Raw genomic sequence first — 16,721 nt, forward strand, 5'->3', positions numbered from 1 at the left:
ATTATACAAATAAGAAAAAGTAAAAAGTACAAATCGTAAGTCAAATTATAATACATTTTGCAGCTGACATTGTACAAAAAAAATAATAGAAAATCTAATTTTTAAAAATGAAGAAAAAATTAATACTGGAGTCTGGTGAAGTGTTTCATGGAGAAGGTTTCGGAGCAGAATTGGAAACTGCAGGAGAAGTAGTTTTCAATACCGGAATGACAGGGTATCAGGAATTGATTTCTGACCCATCGTATTGCGGTCAGATAGTTTGTATGACCTATCCGCTTATCGGAAATTATGGTATTAACCGTGATGATTATGAAAGTATCGAGCCGGCAATCAAGGGGCTTATCGTAAAAGAATTGTGCGATCTTCCTTCCAATTTCCGTACTCAGATTACTTTAGATGAATTATTTAAAAAGAAAAACCTTTCAGGAATTTCAGGAATTGATACGAGAAGACTGACAAGAATTCTTCGCAATTCCGGAGTGGTAAAAGGAAAAATTGTAAACGCTGATGCTGATGAAAATGCAACAGTTTCAGAATTGAAATCTACAAGCTTCCCAACCAATCAGGTAGAGGAGGTTTCTACGAAAACACCTTATGCAAACCCAAACAGAGGTTTCAAGGTAGTATTGGTAGACTTCGGTGCAAAACTGGGAATCATCAGAGAATTGTCACAAAGAAACTGTGATATCATTGTAGTGTCTCATGATACGACAGCAGAAGAAATTCTACTGATGAATCCTGATGGAATCATGCTTTCAAACGGTCCTGGAGATCCGGAAGATGTACCACATGCTTTAGATATGATTAGAGGATTACTAGGAAAAGTTCCCATTTTCGGAATCTGTTTAGGGCACCAGTTAATTGGTCTTGCTTGTGGAGCAAAAACTTTCAAATTGAAATTCGGACACAGAGGAGGAAACCACCCGGTATTGGATCTGGAAAAAAATACAGTAGCTATTACTTCCCAAAACCACGGTTACGCAGTAGATCAGGAAAGTTTGAAAGGAACAGACCTTATCGAAACTCACATCGCATTGAACGACAGAACAAACGAAGGGTTAAAACATAAGATCCATCCTTGCTTCTCTGTTCAGTATCACCCTGAAGCTAGCCCAGGCCCAGAGGACGCAAACTACCTGTTTGATGAGTTTATTGATCTAATGTACCAATTTAAAAATGTACCAGTTTAACAATAATTAAAATGATCAATTTCGAAAACAATCCTTTAATTGAAAAAACAGTTAAATTCTCTTTAGATATTATAGAGTTCTGTGAATTATTGGAAAGTAAAAAGAAATTTGTTATTGCTAAACAATTATTACGTTCGGGCACAAGTATAGGTGCAAATTCTTTTGAAGCACAAAATCCTTACAGTAAAAAAGACTTTGTGAATAAAATGAAAATTGCTGCCAAAGAACTTGAAGAAACAAAATATTGGTTATATCTGTGTAAGCATTCTCAAAGTTACCCATTTGAAGAAAAATTAGAAGCGCAGATTATAGAAATTGGAAAAATTATTTATAAAATTTTAAGCACAAGTTTATCAAAAGAGAACGGTTTGTAAATATTGTTACACTGTTAAATTGATAAATTGTTACATTTTAAAACCCTATGAAAAGAAACGATATAAAAACAATTTTAGTAATCGGTTCAGGACCTATCATCATTGGTCAGGCAGCTGAATTTGATTACGCAGGAACGCAGGCTTGTCTGTCTTTAAAGGAAGAAGGCTACAAGGTAATTTTGATCAATTCAAACCCTGCAACAATCATGACGGATGTGGAAATCGCTGATAAAGTATATATCGAGCCGATTTCATTACAGTTTGTAAGCCACATCATCAGAAAAGAACGTCCGGATGCATTATTACCAACACTTGGAGGTCAAACAGGACTGAACATGGCAGTAGAGTTGGAAAAATCAGGAATTCTTGAAGAATGTAAAGTGGAAGTATTAGGAACGACGCTTTCTGCCATCAACAGAGCAGAAGACAGAGACCTTTTCCGTGAATTGATGAGAGAGTTGAACGAACCGGTTCCTGAGTCTGATATTGTAAATACAGTAGAAGGAGCTATTGCTTTTGCTGATGAAATTGGTTATCCTGTAATTGTTCGTCCTGCCTTTACAATGGGAGGTACCGGAGGTGGTATTGCTTCCACAGAAGCAGAACTAAAGGAAATTGCTGAACTTGGTTTGAAATATAGCCCGGTAACACAGTGTCTTATTGAAAAATCAATTGCAGGTTTCAAGGAAATTGAATACGAAGTAATGCGTGATGCAAACGACAACGCGATTGTGGTTTGTAACATGGAAAATATAGATCCTGTAGGAGTTCATACAGGAGACTCAATTGTAGTGGCACCCTCTCAAACCCTTTCAGACAGAGAGTATCAGTTACTGAGAAATGCTTCTCTTAAAATCATCAGAGCTCTTGGAATTGAGGGTGGATGTAACGTACAGCTGGCTTTAGACCCACACTCTTTCGAGTATTACATCATTGAGGTGAATCCAAGAGTTTCCCGTTCATCAGCGTTAGCGAGTAAGGCAACAGGGTATCCGATTGCAAAGATCGCGGCAAAAATTGCAGTAGGATTAACACTGGATGAAATAATGAACCCGGTAACAGGAAAAACATACGCATGTTTCGAACCTGCTCTGGATTATGTGGTCACTAAGTTTCCAAGATTCCCATTCGATAAATTCGAAACTGCAGACAGAAGACTTTCTACCCAGATGAAAGCAACGGGTGAAGTAATGGCGATTGGAAGAAACTTCGAGGAGTCTTTACAAAAAGCAATCCGTTCTTTAGAAACTGGAATTAAGCACTTAGGATTAAAAACAAAACAAGCTCAGGCACTTACTGCTGAAGAAATTGAAAGAAGAATCAGAGTTTGTGATGATGAGAGATTATTCATCATTGGTGATGCTTTAAGAAGAGGTTACGATTGGGAACAGATTGTAGAATGGAGTAAAATTGATAAGTTCTTCATCTGGAAAATGAAGAAACTAGTTGACTTCGAAAAAGTAATTGCTGAAAATAAATTCGATAAAGAAACTCTTATCCAGGCTAAAAAATTAGGATTTGCAGATATCAATATTGCTGTTCTTTGGGAGGTAAAAGAACGTGAGATTTTCAACTTCAGAAAAGAAAACGGAGTGATGCCGGTTTACAAAATGGTAGACACTTGTGCTGCTGAGTTCGAAAGTGAAACACCATACTTCTACGGAACCTATGAAGAAGAAAATGAAAGTGTAGTTTCAGATAAAGAAAAAATCATTGTACTAGGTTCAGGACCTATCAGAATCGGACAAGGTGTTGAATTTGACTATGCAACTGTTCACTCAGTTTGGGCCATCAAAGAAATGGGATACGAAGCGATCATCATCAATAACAACCCTGAAACGGTTTCCACAGACTTCTCAATCTCAGATAAATTATACTTCGAGCCTCTTACAGAGGAAGATGTAATGAATATCATTGATCTTGAAAAACCAAAAGGAGTAGTCGTTCAGTTTGGAGGGCAGACAGCAATTAACCTTGCAGATAAATTAGCTTCTCACGGAGTACAAATCCTGGGAACTTCTCTGGAAGACCTTGACAGAGCTGAAAACAGAGACAAATTTGAAAAAGCTCTACAGGAGATGGGGATTCCTCAACCAAAAGGAAGAACGTCAACATCTAAGGAAGAAGCAATAGAAATTGCCAACGAAATCGGTTATCCGGTATTGGTTCGTCCAAGCTACGTTCTTGGAGGTAGAGCAATGGAAATTGTATATGCTGAAGCAGAACTGGCTCACTATATGGAGAACGCGGTAGACGCAAGCCCTGAACATCCTGTTTTGGTTGACAAATACATGGTAGGAAAGGAAATTGAAGTAGATGCAATCTGTGACGGTGAAACAGTGGTAATCCCTGGGATTATGGAGCATATTGAAAGAGCGGGAGTACACTCCGGAGACTCAATCGCAGTATATCCACCACAGAATATTTTACAAAGCGAAATTGATACCTTAGTAGATTATACAAAAAGATTGGCAAAAGGTCTTAAGGTTATTGGATTGATGAACATTCAATACGTACTTTTCGAAGGAAATGTATATGTGATCGAGGTGAATCCTCGTTCTTCAAGAACAGTTCCTTTCTTATCCAAAATTACAGAGGTTCCAATGGCTAACCTTGCTACAAAAGCAATCTTAGGTCAGAAACTAACGGATCTAGGGTATAAAGATGGCCTAGTTCCAAACAAAGAAGGAGTCTTTGTAAAAGTACCGGTATTCTCTTTCTCAAAACTAACAAAGGTTGATATCTCTTTAGGACCGGAAATGAAGTCTACAGGAGAAGTTATGGGGAAAGATACAACTCTTGAAAAAGCTCTTTACAAAGGTCTTGTAGCAGCAGGAAGAAAAGTTCCTATGCATGGATCTATCCTTTTCACAGTAGCAGATAAGCACAAAGAAGAAGCAGCTGACTTAGCAGCAAGATTCCATGAAGTAGGATTCAGAATCTGGGCTACAGAAGGAACTGCGAAATTCTTTGGCGAAAAAGGAATCCCTTGTAAAATCGGATACAAAATCGGAGAAGAAAGTGTAAACCTTATCGATCTGATCCAGAAAGGAAAAGTTCAGTATGTTGTAAATACCACTACAAAAGGGAAACAAGCTGAAAGAGACGGATTCCAAATCAGAAGAATGAGCGTTGAAAACGGTGTCCCTTGTCTAACATCAATGGATACAGTAGAAGCGATCTTAAAAGTAATCGAAAGCATGAGCTTCAAAATGGAGACGATGTAATTTCGAATACAAAATAAATATTGTAAACCCCGTAAGTTTTCTTGCGGGGTTTTTTCTATATAAATTCTATAATTTAGGGCAGTAAATATTTCGATTAAAAAGAATATCGTGGCATTATTAATTATTCTATGAAAAAAATACTTTTTGCACTCACTTTTGTATTAGGAGTTGTATTTATTCTCAATATCAATTTTCCATTAAAAAAGCAGTATATCTATGGAAAATATATTAACATGAATTTTGATGAGCCAATTTGCTGTGTGGAAGCTCCTCATACCGCTGATACTTTAGTTTTATATGAAGACAATACATTTAAAAGTAAATTTTATGGAATGGGTACATATAAATTATATAATGGATTAAATCCTGAAATAGAACTTCATTATACAGATTTTGGTCAGCCAGCTGTTTATAAAACCTATTTTTTAAATGGGTTTTTTGAAAAACCTAAGATTATTCTAAATGCAGATTCAAATCATTATTATGAAAAACTTGATTGAAAAAGCATAACTCCCAACTCATTATCAAGTATTTTTATCACACCAGCTTAAAAATACATTTATTTTTACCGAATTATTTATAAATTAGAGCGTTAAAATTCAGGCTGTTATTATTTTTAAAGACTAATAAAAATTCCACCAAATTAAAATATAACCATGGCAGAATATTATGCAAAATCAAACAATTCCTTAAATTTTGAAGTTACGAAAGACGACAAATTAATAGGGACACTTTCTTATAAGAATTGGTTTAAGTTTAATGCAATCATTGATATTGCAGATCATCAAAGCTATCAGGTAGAGCCAAAGGGATTTTGGGGAACAACAATAGAATTAAAGGAAGATGATAAAGTACTCTTGAAATTCAGGATGAACTGGAATGGCGAAATTATTGTACAGACCTATTTTGATGGAGTAAAAGAAAGTTGTGTTTTTAAACATAGGGGAATTTTTAAAGAGTCATTTGTTCTTACAGACAAAATTGGATCAGAATTGTTGATTATGAAGCCAAGCTTAAAATGGAATTTAATGGATTACGAATATCAGATGATAAGTTCCGATGCTTTTGAAAGATTTTCTAAGAAAGAAATATTAATGATGGTTTCACTGCATTGTGCCAACTACTATATGTCTATGATGAGCGCTGCAATAATGTAAAAAAATATAATAATTTTATGAAAAATGTAAAGAAGCTAGGTAAATATTTAGCCTAAAGCATATCATACTCTCAGTAAATAAAGGGTTTTCGATTATTCGGAAACCCTTTATTTATGGTCTTTTTTTATTAACAAATTTTATGATTTGTATCATATTTTTATTTAGAATTAATAAAAATAAATTAATTTTGCGACACTAGCTTAATTATAAAAATGAAAAAAACGATTATTTCTGCATCTTTATTGGCAGTAACCATGCTCTATGGACAGGAAAGTGACACCCTAAAAGTGGCTGAGATCCAGTCCGTATCACTTCAGGGAACTCATAACTACAGAACCAAAAAATCCGAATCCGTGGCAAGGCTTCCTCTGGAAAACCTTGAAAATCCAACCGTTTACAATCTTGTTCCAAAAGAAATCATCAGCGAAATGGGCGCTACCGATTTCAATACGGCAATGGCTTCAGCGCCGGGTGTAGTAGTAAGTAATAGTGTGAACGACAGTGGAAATGATGTCTTTCTGAGGGGGTTTAGTTCTAATGCCAGCTTCAGAAACGGATTGACTCAAAACCCAAGAGTACAGTCGGAAATTGCCAATATTGAAAGAGTGGAAGTAATCAAAGGACCATCAGGAACCTTATTTGGAGGAACCTTGGCAAACTATGGTGGTGTTGTAAATGTGGTGACTAAAAAGCCACAGGAGAACTTCGGTGGAATCATCAACTATACCACCGGAAGCTGGGGAATGAACAGAATTACAGCAGACGTAAACACTCCTTTAAATAAAGAAAAAACAGCTTTAGCGAGATTTAATGTAGCAGCCTATTCTCAAGACTCTTTCCAGGATGCAGGATATAACAAAGGTCTGTTTTTCTCAGGAAGTATTTTATATAAGGTAAGCGACAAAACAACGGTAACATTGGATACAGAATTCCATTCACCGGAAAAAACACTGAATGCCTATGTAAGACAATCTGAGAAATTGACACTGCATTCTATGAAAGACCTTGCAGGAGCCCATGACAGGTCATTTACAAGTAACGACATTGGATCAAAAAGAACCAATTTTGTAACGATGGCTGAAGTTACCCATAAATTCAATGATCAATGGACTTCCAGAACATCTTATCAAAGAGGTGAAGCTAATGAAAACGGATCAATATTTCTTGTTTTAAGCTATATCGATAATAATACGGTAAGCAGAGGAATTCGTCCTTTTGACAGCTATAAAATTACAACAGATAATATTCAGCAGAACTTTATTGGAGACTTTAAAATAGGAAACCTTAGAAACCGTTTGGTGGTGGGATTAGATTATTATCAGCAGACCACTAAAAATCAGTATGGGATGTTTAAGACCTCAAAAGATGATACAAAAGGGTCAGTTTTTGCTCCCTACGATATCATTAAGCTCAATGAATCTTCACCATGGCAGCCAATATCCAGAAGTTTAGTAGAAAACCTGGAAAGAATTCCCAACGATCCAAACAGTATGATAAAACCTACAAACTACGATGTTACCCAATCCAGAACATTCAGTGTATATGCCTCTGACGTTCTTAATATTACAGATAATCTATTGGTGATGGCGAGTTTAAGAATGGACAACTATAAAAATAACAATATCATTACCAATGGAGTGGAAGGTAAGGGTGAATATACACAGACTCAATTTGCTCCGAAATTTGGTTTAGTTTATGAGATCGTTAAAAATGAAATTTCATTCTTTGCAAACTATGTAAACGGTTTTAAAAATGTAGCTCCTACAAGGGATTCAAGAGATAAATCAGGAAATACTTTCATCGAGTATAAGCCTGAACAAGGAAATCAGTTTGAAGCAGGTTTTAAAGTTGATTTATTTGGGAAAAAACTTTTAACAACGGTGAGTTATTATAACATGAGAATTAAAAATCGTCTAATTGCTGATCCATCAGGAATTACCGGACTTTATATTCAAGATGGTAATATCAAGAACCAAGGTTTTGAGATAGATCTTGTAGCAAATCCATTTAAGGGATGGAATATTGTTGCCGGTTATGGGTATAACGACAATAAATTTGATGACAGAAGCAAAGACGCGGGAAAAAGAAGTGCATGGACTCCTAAGCATGTAGCCAACTTCTGGACGAGCTATAAAGTTATGAATGGAGCTTTTGAAGGACTTGGGTTTGGAGCTGGATTTAATTTTGTAGATAAAACGTATATCAATATTACAAACCATTTTCTGGCACCATCATACACTTCAGTGGGAGCCACTATTTTCTATGACAAGAAAAAATACAGAATTGGTTTGAAGATGAACAATGCCTTGAATCAAATGTACTGGAACTTCTACGGCCAGCCACAGAAGCCGAGAGAAATTCTTGCCAATTTCGCTTTCAAATTTTAAAAAACTTAAAAACAAAAAATATTTTTTCAAAATAACTATGGGCTGGAGAACGCAAAGCCGTTGAGACGATTATAACGTTTTTAAGGGGTGAGAAAATCATATATTTAATAATTAGATTTTTAACACGCATTCATAAATTTGATCAATTTCAGATTCTTACATCTTATAACTCAAACTTACTAATCCTTTTTTTCGTCTTTGCGTATATCCGGCATACATCAATCTTTTAGTGATCGGTTACTTTTGAAATCATTTACAAAACTGGATATGGAAAACAAAAAAACTAATACAAAGAAAAAGCAGGGAAAATCCCTCACCAAAAGAATCACAGGATGGCTGCATCTCTGGCTCGGACTCGTTTCCGGAATCATTGTACTTACGGTCACACTTTCAGGAACTGTATTTGTCTTCTGTGATGAAATTATTGACCTGTGCGGTGGAAGCGCAAAATATGTTCAGGCTCCGGCCAACGCAAAAAAAATGTCACCCGAACAGCTGTTGGCACAATTTCATCAGCAGGTTCCGGATAGAAAAGCATTTTATTTCGATACTTACAAAGAAGCAGACAGAACTTTTAGGGTAGCATCAGCAACCAAACCTCCTAAGGAAAAAAATACAGATAAAGCAGCAAAACCAAAAGGCCGTGGTCCAAGAGGGGTATTCGCTTATCATTATCTAGATCCGTACACAGGAAAAGTCATGGGCTCTACGAAAAGCTATGAATTCTTCTATGTGGTAGCCCATATTCATGCTCAATTGTTGGCGGGTAAATTCGGGAAAACAGTGGTGGGAATAGCGTCCATCATCTTTTTTGTTCAATTGATTGGTGGTCTCATTCTTTGGTGGCCAAAAAAATGGAACAAAACAACAAGAACTACTGCATTTAAAATTAAATCAGGAACAAAATGGCGTAGAAAAAACTATGATTTTCATAATGTTTTTGGGTTCTATTCATTATTACCTGCAGTATTTATTACCATTACAGGATTAATTATGGCCTATAAGGTTTTAACAGATCTTACTCAGGAAGTTTTCGGAGGAGTTGCAGATCCTCATAAGATTGCAGAAAAGTATGAGCCTACATTCGATCCTGATAAAAAAGCATTGTCTTTTACCGACTTTATTGACAGAAATTTTAAAGAAATTCCTCAGGCAAAGCAGATCAGAATGAGTGTCCCACGAAAGGATTCTACGACGGTTTACAACGTAATTGCTGCTAAGTTTATAGGCTTAAAAAGCATTTCTGATGGGAAAAGTAAAGAAGTCAGTAAATATACAGGAGATGAAATCAACTATCCGAAAGAAGTTCAGATGCATGAAGTGATTGAACACATGAATTTCGATCTGCATGTAGGCTATTGGGGCGGAATGTTTGGAAAGATCTTCACTTTCGTCATCGGAATTATCTGTACCAGTCTTCCCGTTACTGGATTCCTGATTTGGTGGGGAAGACGAAATAAGTCCACCAAAAAAGGCAAAGAAATTAATAATATTCATCAACACAGAAAAGAATCGCACCATGAACAATTGGTTTAAAATTTTATATCTATCTCTATTTTCATTCTTTACACTTGGGAAGGCTCAGGAAAAGATGGTAATAGGAGAGAAACAGACCCTATTTTCAAAGGCTTTAAATGAAAACAGGGAAATCTCAGTTCACCTTCCAAAAACCTATAATGATCATACAATCAGCCCCGCAAAGTATCCCGTAATCTATCTTTTAGACGGAGAAATCAACTTTGAATATTATACAGGGATGGCAGATTTTATAGCGAGAACTCCCTATGCAGATATTCCGGAATGTATTGTTGTAGGAATTAAAAATACAGAGCGAACAAGAGATCTTACCCCTACAAAGGCTGGAAAGAAAAGTCCTGTGAATCCTAATATAACCCTTTTTGCTGACAGCGGGGGAAGTGAGAATTTTGTAAAATTCATGCAGGAAGAACTAAAACCGTTTATCAGTAAAAACTATAGAACTCAGGATTATTCTGTATTGGTGGGACACTCATTCGGTGGTCTTTTTGCCATCAATGTTTTTCTTTCTCATCCGGATTACTTCAATGCCTATGTGGCCAATGATCCAAGCTTATGGTGGGATAATAAGGTTACCCTCTCCAGAACAAAAGATTATTTGGAAAAGAATAAGAAATTTCCTGCCAATAAATCCCTCTATGTTTCTCAGGCCGACAATGAAGAACAACAGAAAAACTGGAACTCTGATATGACACAGGCCATTGAAGAATTTAAAGGAATTGTAGAGAAAAACGGAACTCTGAACTACAAGCACCGCTTTTTTGAAGGAGAAGTACATGGAACAGTTTCGTATCCTGGAAATTATGAAGCTTTAAAATTTATATTTAAAGGGTTCAGAACAGATATTAAGCAGCTTACCAAAAATCCGGGCTTACTGGAAGAAGACTATAAAAAGTTTTCTGAGAAAATGGGTGTCAAATTTACTCCGTCAGAAGCCTATCTGAATGTAGTTCTTAAGTTCATGAAAAGCAATGACTTTAAAGAGTCTGAAACTTATTTTATGAACCTGAAAAACAAGCTTTATCCTAAGATTAAATAATTGAAATGCTATAAATAGGATGGAAAGTGGGGTAGATTGGTATTATTCAATCTGCCTCATAATTTTTAAAGCTAAAATAAAAAAGCAAATCTGTAAATAGTACAGATTTGCTTTTTTTGATATGTTTTAAGAAAAAAGTATAGATTTTAGCTGAGTAGTTAAAGCCCACTCATGATCTTTCTTTTTGACTAGTGTCTATTGTCACAATTGATACTCAGCTCGGTCTTATCCTTATCTATCAATGTAATGGCAGGACAGCCAAAAGATGGAGAAATAAAGCCAAAAACTACAGGAGCCTTTCCTTTAAAAAGATGACCGGTCCATTGTGCATAATTATGGGCTTCATCATTTTCCATTTTCTCAAGAGGATTGAATTCTGTGCCATCATCCATGGAAAAGGTTTTTTCAAATATTTTTTCATTCTGATCATTAATGACCAATAGTTTGCGTTCCTGGGTTCCATACTCTTCAAGAAGATCCTGTACATAATAGGTCATGTTATCATATTTGGCCTGGAAAGTACCTCCATATCTAAGCTTTGAACCGGAGAAATATTTTTTCTGAACATCAGTCCTTGCTTTTTCCCATTTAATCATCTTCATCTTATTTTCTACAAATGGATTCTTGTTTCCAAAATAAGCAACAACATTCGCATACTTATCAAAAATCTCATTGCTTTTCTGATTGTCAATCTGGAAGCCAAGCATATAAGAACCTGCATCAATTTCTTCCCCTTCAGTGGTATAAGGAGATAAATAGGCAACGGCTTTTAACTGGCGTACCGGAAATTTTTGCAGCTTATTAGTCCCATAGTTGTAAAGATACAAAGAGTCATTTTCAGTGAGGTGAATTCCCGTAAGCATCTTTTGTTTGTACTGTTCATCAAGCTCAAGATAGGATAGCTTATCAAAAGGAAGTTCTTTTTGTTTTTTAAGGATATCTGCCGGAACAGAGTTAGAATCACTGTAAATGTCAGATACAGAGATAAAGGTATCCATCAGCTCATTACGCTGCATGGTAGAAACATTGAAAATGTGAAAATTCTTAAAATCTATTTCATCTTCTGTCTTTACTACTGTTTTTATAGAATCACCCGGTACATTGGTTTGATTCTGAACAGGTTGTTTTTCATCTTTTTTACAGCTTATAATCATCAGTTGTAATGATAAAAGCACTAAGGCTGTATTAAATTTCATTATTAAGATTTTTTTGAATATCGTAAGTTTTAATTTATCTTATAATAGGGTTCCGAATAGTATTTACTTGGTTTAATATAGGCAATTTCTTTATCTGCATCAAAGATCCAGATAAATCGGCGGAGCATATCAGCTCCAAAATAACTGGTGCTTTGTGTTTTCAACTCTCCGGCAAAAAATCCTACCGATGCATCTTTAAAAACAAAATTACCAAGCTTAAAAAAAGGAAGAGTTGCCTGTTTGATTACCAGCTTTTCTGCACTTGAATTTTTTAGTGTTTTTTCTCCGGAAATCTTTAGTTTATCATTTAATTGATGTATTTCGGCAAATTCATTACTGTATAAAACTCCTCCAGAATATCCGGATTGGAGTAAAAAATAAGCTTCCTGTTGTTGATCTCCGTCAATGATATTATCCCCTGAAATATAAAAAGCCTGTTCATTCAGGAGAATTTTAATAGGTTGAAATCCTGTAAGATCAGGGATCTTATCATAAATAACAAACTGGTTGTTATCATAATCAATCTTGAAAATCTTTCCTTCAAAAAGCCCTGTTCCAATCTTTCCATCTGCTTCATGGCCGGTTAATTCATTATCTGTAAAACGGATATCTTTCCAGCCTAGAGTTCCAATATTAATCGTATTATGATCACTTATTTTCTCCTTATTGAAAATAATATGATCTGCTTTTTGCTTTCGTTCAGGAGAAATAGAAGCATCTTTCATGGCAATCTGAAACATAAGATTCAAAGAATCTTTTTTGTTAACAAGAGCTTTTACAATAATATTATTATATTTTGTCATCCGGAAAGGGATGGTTTTTTGAGCTTTAACATTGGAAAATCCTATGGAAAGCAGAAGTAAAAGACTTATCTTTTTGAGCATTATTCGTGATGAGTGTTTAAACCATTAAAATTACCCATTATCTTTGGAACACCAAATAATAAACTGAAATGATTGAAAAATTACTTCAAAGTGGCATTCATTGGGAATCTAAGGAATTCAGGCGAAATGAATTTCTGAAGATTTCAGGAAGTACAGATACTTCTATTTATTTTATAGAAAAAGGAAGTGTAAGGATCTTCATGACAGATGAAAATGAAGAAAGAATCATCCGTTTTGGATATACCGGAAATATAATTGTTTCCCTGGATTCTTTTCTTTCAGGAAAACCATCGGATCTTTATATTCAGGCAATAAAGAAAACGACAGTAAAAGTGGCTTCAAAAAAGGATTTCTATGAATTTATTCAATCTCATGAAGAGCATATGAAATTCTGGATGCACACTTTAGAAGACCTGGTATTACAACAGCTTGAAAGAGAGAAAGACCTTCTGATCAATTCACCAAAAGAACGCTATGAAAGAGTATTAAAGCGAAGCCCAAAGCTGTTTCAGGAAGTACCCAATAAATATATTGCCAATTATCTCAGGATGTCACCGGAAACCTTGTCAAGGCTCAAAAAATCTTGAGTTCAATCAATATTTAAGAATCAACTTATCCTGAAATTTGCATAAAAAGTGATACTGGAACGGTATACCGTAATAATCAGACGTGCTGTTCCATCTACCCTTTAAAAATGTAAAAATAAACAGATGAAAATTTCAACCTCGCAATTATTAGAAGAGCTAAAAGATAGAACAGGAAATCACTTAAAATATACTCAAACACTCTTGCTAAAGTCGGAAAATGAATTAAACTTTAGAATCTCTACAGACAGCTGGAGTGTATTGGAATGCCTGGAACACCTTAACCGCTATGGAGACTTTTACATTCCGGAAATCAGTCATAAAATATCTTCTTCTGCAACTTCTCCCCAAGCCATTTTCAAACCAGGGTTTTTAGGAAATTATTTTGCCAAAAGTATGCTTCCCAAGAAAAAACTGAACAAGATGAAGACTCTAAAAGCAATGAATCCTATCCATAGTCAATTGAATAAGGATGTTTTGAATAAATTTATTCAACAGCAGCAACTTTTACTGGAACTATTAGAAAAATCTCAGCACATTGATCTGGAAAAAATAAAAACAGCAATCAGTATTTCTAAGTTGATAACCTTAAAATTGGGTGATACTTTTCGTTTTGTTATTTATCATAATGCGAGGCATATGGCTCAGGTAGAAAGAATTTTGAAGAATATTTAAAAGCAGGGAATATGAGTTCCAAAAAATACTAATTTTATATTAATGGAAATCATATACCAAAAAACGATACAAACTCCACTGGGGGAGATGATAGCTTGTGCCATGGATCAGGGCATTTGCCTTCTGGAATTTACAGATCGGAAGAATATGGAGAAACAATTCAAATCTTTATCAAAGGCATTGAACGCTAAAATTTTAGAAAAAGAACATCTTCATTTTAAGCAGTTGGAAGAAGAATTGACAGAATATTTTGAAGGAAAGAGAGAGCATTTTGAAGTCCCGTTATTTACTACAGGAACAGAATTTCAGGAAAAGGTATGGCAGCTTCTTCGTGAAATTCCTATGGGGGAGACCAGAACCTATAAACAACAATCAGAATTTCTGGGAAATCCTAAAGCAATACGCGCTGTAGGAACCGCCAATGGGATTAATAAGATTGCTATTTTAATTCCGTGTCATCGTGTGATTGGGTCAAATGGTGAATTGGTGGGCTATGCAGGCGGAATCTGGAGAAAACAAAAACTATTGGAGCTGGAGAAAGCGATCTTATTTTAATCATTCCTCATTTGTTTTTCAAAAATACTTGTTCATTTTTCGGTTGCATACACCTGAACAAGATGTCTACTTTTGAATAAAAAAATAAAATGATCAGTTTCAAAAGTTTACATCAAGAAGACGAGCCGCTATTATTAGGCAACGTATGGAACGTGCAAAGTGCAAAAGCATATGAAAAATCGGGCTACAAAGCTTTGGCAACTTCAAGCTCAGCAGTAGCAATGAGTTTAGGGTACGAAGACGGAGAACAAATGAGTTTCGAAGAGTATTTTTATATCATTAAAAGAATCAAGGAATCCGTTTCCATACCTTTGTCTGCGGATTTGGAAGGAGGATATGGAAGTACAAATGAAATCATAGTTTCTCATATTATAAAATTACTTGAAATAGGGGTTGTAGGGATAAACCTTGAAGATTCCTATGTTTGCGATGGAGTGAGACAGCTTTTAAACAGAGATATATTTTTTGACAAGCTAAAAGAAATTCTGATCCTATTAAAGGAAAGAAGATGTGAAGTCTTTATCAATGTAAGAACAGATCCTTTTTTACTAGAAATGGAAAATGCATTGGAAGAAACCTTGGAGAGAATTGAGTTGTTTGAAAAACTTCATGTTGACGGAATATTTGTTCCTTGTATGACTTATGAAAGTGATATCAAATCAGTTGTGAGTGCTACATCACTTCCGGTTAATGTAATGTGTTTGCAGGATCTTCCGGATTTTGAAACATTGAAAGCAATTGGTGTAAAAAGAATTACCTCAGGAGCCTTTTTAAACAGACATACTTATCATGAACTGGAAACAATCAGCGAAACAATTATAAACAATAAAAGCTTTAAGGCTCTTTTCATTTGATCATGGAACTTACAGAAAAAATAATGTACGAAGCTTCCTTTCAAAAAGATTCTTCCTTTGAAGGAATATTCTGGATGGGGGTAAAGACTACCGGAATCTTCTGTCGTCCAACTTGTACTGCCCGAAAACCGAAATTCAAGAATGTGGAATTTTTTTCCAATACAAAAGATGCTATGTTGAAAGGATACCGTCCATGTAAGGTTTGTAAACCTTTGGAAACCCTGAATGTAACCCCTTTGTATATTAAAGAGTTATTGCAGGAAATTTCTGAGGATCCCTCTTTGAAACTAAAAGATTATGATCTGGTGAAAAGAGGACTAGAACCGTCAACAGTGCGAAGATGGTTTCTGAAACATCATGGAGTGACATTTCATGCCTTTCAGAGAATGTCTAAACTGAATATTGCATTTAAAAAGCTCCAGCAAGGTGAACTTGTTACAGAAGTAGCATTTGATACAGGCTATGAAAGCCTTAGCGGGTTTAATGAAAGTTTTAAAAATGTTTTTGGAGTCTCTCCCCGAAATAACAAAATGGAAAAAATCATTGATCTGAAAAGAATCGAAACAATATTGGGGACAATGGTTGCCTGTGCCGATGAATATGGAATTTGTCTTCTGGAGTTTTCCGACAGGAAAGCGCTTCCTACAGAGCTTAAAAATATTTCAAAACACTTTAATGCTAATATTGTACAGGGAGAAAATTCTCATTTTATAACCTTGGAAAAAGAACTCTCAGAATATTTTGAGGGAAAGCTAACTCAGTTTACAGTTCCTCTTTCTCCTGTAGGAACTACTTTTCAGAAACAAGTCTGGGATATTTTACAGAAAATTCCTTATGGGACAACAAGAAGCTATCAGGAACAGTCGGATATTTTAGGAGCTCCTAAATCCATTCGGGCAGTAGCGAATGCTAACGGTCTAAATAAAATATCCATTTTGATTCCCTGTCATAGAGTCATTGGAAGCAACGGGCAGTTAACGGGGTATGGTGGCGGAATCTGGAGAAAACAAAAATTATTAGAGTTAGAGAAAGCTATTTTGTTTTGATTTTTGTAATTTTAAAC

15 protein-coding genes are annotated in these 16,721 nt (G+C 35.4%); 13 read left to right on the forward strand and 2 right to left on the reverse strand.

Annotated features, from left to right (window positions below; all coding sequences use genetic code 11):
• Positions 1-107: 107 nt before the first annotated feature.
• The 8 genes from SCA31_RS04030 (at position 108) to SCA31_RS04065 (ending at position 10,910) form a co-directional block, all read left to right on the forward strand.
• Positions 108-1,190: a carbamoyl phosphate synthase small subunit gene (locus SCA31_RS04030; RefSeq protein WP_410695554.1), complete on the forward strand. Its 1,083-nt coding sequence runs from the start codon at positions 108-110 to the stop codon at positions 1,188-1,190.
• Between the two features lie 11 nt (positions 1,191-1,201).
• On the forward strand, positions 1,202-1,564 hold the full coding sequence (locus tag SCA31_RS04035; protein ID WP_273005408.1) for a four helix bundle protein: 363 nt from the start codon (positions 1,202-1,204) through the stop codon (positions 1,562-1,564).
• A gap of 47 nt (positions 1,565-1,611) precedes the next feature.
• Positions 1,612-4,791 (forward strand): carbamoyl-phosphate synthase large subunit, encoded by a 3,180-nt coding sequence (gene carB / locus SCA31_RS04040; RefSeq protein ID WP_410695555.1) that lies wholly within the window; start codon positions 1,612-1,614, stop codon positions 4,789-4,791.
• 128 nt (positions 4,792-4,919) lie between these two features.
• Positions 4,920-5,291, forward strand: a complete 372-nt coding sequence (locus SCA31_RS04045; protein WP_410695556.1) for a hypothetical protein — start codon at positions 4,920-4,922, stop codon at positions 5,289-5,291.
• A gap of 156 nt (positions 5,292-5,447) precedes the next feature.
• Positions 5,448-5,948, forward strand: coding sequence for a hypothetical protein (locus SCA31_RS04050; RefSeq protein ID WP_410695557.1), 501 nt, complete (start codon positions 5,448-5,450; stop codon positions 5,946-5,948).
• A 212-nt stretch (positions 5,949-6,160) separates the two neighbouring features.
• Positions 6,161-8,335 (forward strand): TonB-dependent siderophore receptor, encoded by a 2,175-nt coding sequence (locus tag SCA31_RS04055; RefSeq protein WP_410695558.1) that lies wholly within the window; start codon positions 6,161-6,163, stop codon positions 8,333-8,335.
• Positions 8,336-8,602: 267 nt separating this feature from the next.
• Positions 8,603-9,871, forward strand: a complete 1,269-nt coding sequence (locus tag SCA31_RS04060) for a PepSY-associated TM helix domain-containing protein (protein WP_410695559.1) — start codon at positions 8,603-8,605, stop codon at positions 9,869-9,871.
• On the forward strand, positions 9,855-10,910 hold the full coding sequence (locus SCA31_RS04065; RefSeq protein ID WP_410695560.1) for an alpha/beta hydrolase: 1,056 nt from the start codon (positions 9,855-9,857) through the stop codon (positions 10,908-10,910). The genes SCA31_RS04060 and SCA31_RS04065 overlap by 17 nt, the downstream gene beginning before the upstream one ends.
• A 188-nt stretch (positions 10,911-11,098) precedes the next feature.
• Here SCA31_RS04065 and SCA31_RS04070 read toward each other — a convergent pair whose 3' ends face one another.
• Both SCA31_RS04070 and SCA31_RS04075 read right to left on the reverse strand, forming a co-directional pair.
• Entirely contained in the window at positions 11,099-12,106 is a 1,008-nt protein-coding gene (locus SCA31_RS04070; RefSeq protein ID WP_410695561.1) for a hypothetical protein, read from the reverse strand.
• A gap of 29 nt (positions 12,107-12,135) precedes the next feature.
• Positions 12,136-12,990, reverse strand: coding sequence for a hypothetical protein (locus SCA31_RS04075; protein ID WP_410695562.1), 855 nt, complete (start codon positions 12,988-12,990; stop codon positions 12,136-12,138).
• A gap of 68 nt (positions 12,991-13,058) precedes the next feature.
• On the opposite strand from SCA31_RS04075, the gene SCA31_RS04080 reads away from it, so the two are divergent.
• From SCA31_RS04080 to SCA31_RS04100, 5 genes are all read left to right on the forward strand, one after another.
• Positions 13,059-13,577 (forward strand): Crp/Fnr family transcriptional regulator, encoded by a 519-nt coding sequence (locus SCA31_RS04080; protein ID WP_410695563.1) that lies wholly within the window; start codon positions 13,059-13,061, stop codon positions 13,575-13,577.
• 123 nt (positions 13,578-13,700) lie between these two features.
• A complete protein-coding gene (locus SCA31_RS04085; protein ID WP_410695564.1) occupies positions 13,701-14,249 on the forward strand; it encodes a DinB family protein in 549 nt (182 codons plus the stop codon).
• A 42-nt stretch (positions 14,250-14,291) separates the two neighbouring features.
• On the forward strand, positions 14,292-14,804 hold the full coding sequence (locus SCA31_RS04090) for a methylated-DNA--[protein]-cysteine S-methyltransferase (RefSeq protein ID WP_410695565.1): 513 nt from the start codon (positions 14,292-14,294) through the stop codon (positions 14,802-14,804).
• An 89-nt stretch (positions 14,805-14,893) separates the two neighbouring features.
• Entirely contained in the window at positions 14,894-15,658 is a 765-nt protein-coding gene (locus SCA31_RS04095; protein ID WP_410695566.1) for an isocitrate lyase/phosphoenolpyruvate mutase family protein, read from the forward strand.
• A 2-nt stretch (positions 15,659-15,660) separates the two neighbouring features.
• The gene (locus SCA31_RS04100; RefSeq protein ID WP_410695567.1) at positions 15,661-16,704 is read left to right on the forward strand and encodes a bifunctional transcriptional activator/DNA repair enzyme AdaA; all 1,044 of its coding nucleotides are present in this window, start codon (positions 15,661-15,663) and stop codon (positions 16,702-16,704) included.
• Positions 16,705-16,721: the final 17 nt, after the last annotated feature.

Source organism: Chryseobacterium sp. SIMBA_028 (assembly GCF_046535285.1).
GTDB lineage: Bacteria > Bacteroidota > Bacteroidia > Flavobacteriales > Weeksellaceae > Chryseobacterium.

Coding starts and splice junctions, on each gene's coding strand:
- SCA31_RS04030 (WP_410695554.1), top strand. CDS start 108: ATGAAGAAAAAATTAATACTGGAGTCTGGTGAAGTGTTTCATGGAGAA.
- SCA31_RS04035 (WP_273005408.1), top strand. CDS start 1,202: ATGATCAATTTCGAAAACAATCCTTTAATTGAAAAAACAGTTAAATTC.
- carB (WP_410695555.1), top strand. CDS start 1,612: ATGAAAAGAAACGATATAAAAACAATTTTAGTAATCGGTTCAGGACCT.
- SCA31_RS04045 (WP_410695556.1), top strand. CDS start 4,920: ATGAAAAAAATACTTTTTGCACTCACTTTTGTATTAGGAGTTGTATTT.
- SCA31_RS04050 (WP_410695557.1), top strand. CDS start 5,448: ATGGCAGAATATTATGCAAAATCAAACAATTCCTTAAATTTTGAAGTT.
- SCA31_RS04055 (WP_410695558.1), top strand. CDS start 6,161: ATGAAAAAAACGATTATTTCTGCATCTTTATTGGCAGTAACCATGCTC.
- SCA31_RS04060 (WP_410695559.1), top strand. CDS start 8,603: ATGGAAAACAAAAAAACTAATACAAAGAAAAAGCAGGGAAAATCCCTC.
- SCA31_RS04065 (WP_410695560.1), top strand. CDS start 9,855: ATGAACAATTGGTTTAAAATTTTATATCTATCTCTATTTTCATTCTTT.
- SCA31_RS04070 (WP_410695561.1), bottom strand. CDS start 12,106: ATGAAATTTAATACAGCCTTAGTGCTTTTATCATTACAACTGATGATT.
- SCA31_RS04075 (WP_410695562.1), bottom strand. CDS start 12,990: ATGCTCAAAAAGATAAGTCTTTTACTTCTGCTTTCCATAGGATTTTCC.
- SCA31_RS04080 (WP_410695563.1), top strand. CDS start 13,059: ATGATTGAAAAATTACTTCAAAGTGGCATTCATTGGGAATCTAAGGAA.
- SCA31_RS04085 (WP_410695564.1), top strand. CDS start 13,701: ATGAAAATTTCAACCTCGCAATTATTAGAAGAGCTAAAAGATAGAACA.
- SCA31_RS04090 (WP_410695565.1), top strand. CDS start 14,292: ATGGAAATCATATACCAAAAAACGATACAAACTCCACTGGGGGAGATG.
- SCA31_RS04095 (WP_410695566.1), top strand. CDS start 14,894: ATGATCAGTTTCAAAAGTTTACATCAAGAAGACGAGCCGCTATTATTA.
- SCA31_RS04100 (WP_410695567.1), top strand. CDS start 15,661: ATGGAACTTACAGAAAAAATAATGTACGAAGCTTCCTTTCAAAAAGAT.